The sequence below is a fragment of the Chitinophaga sp. genome, from assembly GCF_036566945.1.
Lineage (GTDB): Bacteria > Bacteroidota > Bacteroidia > Chitinophagales > Chitinophagaceae > Chitinophaga.
The window spans coordinates 1-3,259 of record NZ_DATCVJ010000876.1 but is presented as its reverse complement, the minus strand read 5'-3'; the positions used below and the strand labels follow the sequence as shown (position 1 = coordinate 3,259).

Here is a 3,259-nt window from a genome sequence, read left to right as displayed (position 1 = left end):
AGTCCGGTATCCAGTCTTGTAAGTTTATCCTTCACCGCAGGAGCGTAGCGCAATACTTCCTCCCTGCTGGTATCCGATAGCACCGCTATTCTCCTGGCACGTTCCAGGTATTTGGCTGTATTCTTCTTCAGCGCCCGTTGTTGTACACCCGGTTGTAAACCGGCATCTCTTAAAAAAGACAGGTCTCTTACCAGCAGGCCGGCAGGGATTTTACTCCTCAACGGCAATGCACCATCCAGGCCCAGGAACATATCCGGACGGAAAGGCTTCATTGCCCGTACCAGCTGCCATTCCAGCCACCAGTAAAGATGCCATGCCTTATTACCTTTCAGGGGCAATATTACCTTGGTCACATTTGCCGGGAAACTCAGTCCGGTTGGTATCTCCCCATCAAAAAATAAAGTGAACTGATGGCCCGGCTGTTGCCGGCACATCGCCAGTATTATTTCAGTTGCCACTCTCCCGGTATCGGCAGGCATGTCCTGTCGTAAACAAGCGGCATTAACAGCAATTTGCATAAACGATTCCTTTGTCTGCGAGCTTGCAAACCTACACAATTTTAGATTCGGGAGAGACGGATTTTGAGATTCGCCGTTATTCTGCCTTGTTGGTAAGATTAAATACTTTGGGCGTTGCCACGTTGGCCGTATTACCCAGAGAGGCCAGTGTAACGGTTACTACATATGTTTTTAATGGCTTCAGGTGCTTCAATGTAATGATAAACGGAGTGGTGTTCACATCGGCGATATTGTCCTGTCCCAGTGGAATATTGCCTACTTCCGTAGCTACATTCAACGTCACCTTCACCCCTTTTTCCGGTAATTTGGAAGTGATGTTCACCTTTAAACCATAAGTACTGTCCAGTACCTGATTGTACTGACCCAGTTTTATCTCCGGCAGTTCAAATGTCAGCGCTTCTTCCTGCACACTGGGCGCAGGATCACTTCCTTTTTTCTTCTTACAGGAAGAAAAAGTAATCAATGTAAAGGCTAAAAATACCGGGAGGCAGGTTTTCAATGATATCATCTCAAAGTGTATATAGGAGTATGAAATTAGCTTTTTTTTATATGCAAATCAAATTTTACTTCGCACGTCGAGGGCATCCCGCAATCCATTTCCCAATAAATTGAATGCCAGTACCAGCAGCATAATGGCCATCCCCGGCGCCAGCGCCAGTAAAGGATTGTGGGTGATGATAAAGTTATAGTTTTCTTTAATCATCAGTCCCCAGGACGGTTGCGGCGGTTGTACCCCCACTCCCAGGAAGCTAAGCCCCGCCTCTACTACAATAGCGGTGGCAAAATTACCGGCGGCAACTACCATTACCGGCCCCATAATATTGGGGAGAATATGTTTTGCTATGATACGCATATGGCTGTAACCTAATGCCCTGGCAGCTTCTACAAATTCCAATTCCCTGATGGCCAGCACCTGCCCGCGGATAATACGCGCCACTCCCACCCACATGGTTAAACCCACGGCAATGAACACCTGCCAGAAACCTTTGCCCAGCGCCAATGTAAGTGCAAACACCAGCAACAGCGTAGGCATAGACCAGACCACATTCACCAACCACATGACCACATCGTCGGTGCGACCTTTAAAATACCCCGCCACTGCGCCCAGTATTACGCCAATAGTGAGAGAAATGACCACGGCAATACAGCCTACACCAAGACTTACACGCGTACCCAGTATCAAACGACTTAAAATATCCCGGCCAAACTTGTCGGTGCCCAACCAGAAGGTCCGGGGCAAAATCCGCTCTTCGCGGATACGTTGCTGCAACTCCTCATCAGACATGAACGCATTTGCCGGAGGTACCCGGTCGCCATACCATATTTCCTTTAGCGAATACGCTTCTTCCCGGCTCACGGCTTCGTCTACATACCGTTGAACAATCAGCAAACTATCTTTGAAATGCCAGGAACGTACCGGCACCCAAACATCAGGAGATCTTTGTCCGTATAATAAACGATCATACATATTTGCCTCCTTCACGTGATGCTCTTTTCGCATTGCCAGCATCGTGATCCGGAATCCGGGGTGCTGTCCTTCTATTTCCAATACCATCCTGTTGGCATCCGGTGTATTATCGGGAGCTATCAAATAAGCCGCTACGGCCACCAATACAGACAGCGTAATGACCAGCAAACCAGCCACTGCGCCTTTATTGCGGCGTAATCGTTTCCAGGAAGATTGCATATTTGACAAAGGAGGCGATTTAGTTTACCTGGCGGCCCTTCCACTGATAACTACCGAACTTCCCCAGCCAGCCTGCAATTACAATATAAGGAATATGAAATATCTGTCCCGGAATAAACCATAACAACAGTTCTGTTTTATTGAAAAACTTAGCCACGGGCAGAAGGAAATACAATTCCAGCGTGACTTTAAACAATAGAATGATCAGGAACCAGGGCCACCATACCGGCAGAAAAAGCGACGCCACAGCCATTCCCAGCAAGCCCACATTGAAAAGATATACCAGCAGCAACACCCAGGTGAGTCTTTTATCTTCATACTTATCTGCCTTGGACGACCAGCGGATACGCTGATTCATAAAGTCTTTCAGCGTATTTACCGCCAGGGTGCGCACAATAGCATCCTCACTTTTTAGATACATTACGCCTTCCGGATAAGCACTGTAGATTTTATACATCAGCAACATATCGTCGCCGGAAGCAATATTGTCGATGCCTCCAAATCCGCCTACATCATGAAAAGCCTGCTTTTCATAGGCCAGATTCGCACCGTTGCACATCGTGCCGGAAGCCAGTGCGGCAGCCGCTCCGGTAATGCCCTGCATGGTCATGAAGTCCAGCGACTGCAATCTTTTAAAGAAGTTATGTTCTTTGTAGAAGCTCACAGGTGCGGCTATGAACTTAGGTTGATGCAACTCATAGAATTGCACCATGGTTTCGATCCAGCGCGGCCCCATCACGCAATCTGCATCTGTGGTGACGATAAGGTCGCCGGTAGCTTTTGATATCGCTATTTCAATGGCTTTTTTCTTATAGGAATTAAGGCGTTCCTGTTTATCAAGATGCTGACTTAATTCCAGCAGGTGTATATTTTCTGCCGGATAATTGCGAATAACGGCGGCAGTATCATCTGTTGAAAAATCATCGATGATGATGACTTCCAGCAAGGCAGGGTTATACGTTTGGCGGTGAAGCGCTTCCAGCAGGGCGGGCAGATTATCCGCTTCGTTCCTGGCAGGAATAATCACCGTTAGTTTTGTATGCCCGGCTGCATG

4 protein-coding genes are annotated in these 3,259 nt (G+C 47.7%); all 4 read right to left on the bottom strand.

What is annotated here, in order from left to right:
- The coding region (locus tag VIP81_RS26495; RefSeq protein ID WP_331968387.1) for a hypothetical protein at positions 1-518 on the bottom strand (518 nt) is incomplete at its 3' end.
- Between the two features lie 76 nt (positions 519-594).
- Entirely contained in the window at positions 595-1,026 is a 432-nt protein-coding gene (locus VIP81_RS26490) for a hypothetical protein (protein ID WP_331968384.1), read from the bottom strand.
- Positions 1,027-1,074: 48 nt separating this feature from the next.
- Positions 1,075-2,205 carry an ABC transporter permease gene (locus VIP81_RS26485; RefSeq protein ID WP_331968390.1) on the bottom strand — a complete coding sequence of 377 codons (1,131 nt, stop codon included), beginning with the start codon at positions 2,203-2,205 and terminating at the stop codon, positions 1,075-1,077.
- Between the two features lie 19 nt (positions 2,206-2,224).
- Positions 2,225-3,259, bottom strand: a 1,035-nt coding sequence (locus tag VIP81_RS26480) for a glycosyltransferase (protein ID WP_331968381.1), incomplete at its 5' end; no start/stop codon positions are given.

Excerpts from the sequence above, each read along its gene's own strand:
- VIP81_RS26485 (WP_331968390.1), bottom strand. The coding sequence starts at position 2,205 with ATGCAATCTTCCTGGAAACGATTACGCCGCAATAAAGGCGCAGTGGCT.
- VIP81_RS26490 (WP_331968384.1), bottom strand. The coding sequence starts at position 1,026 with ATGATATCATTGAAAACCTGCCTCCCGGTATTTTTAGCCTTTACATTG.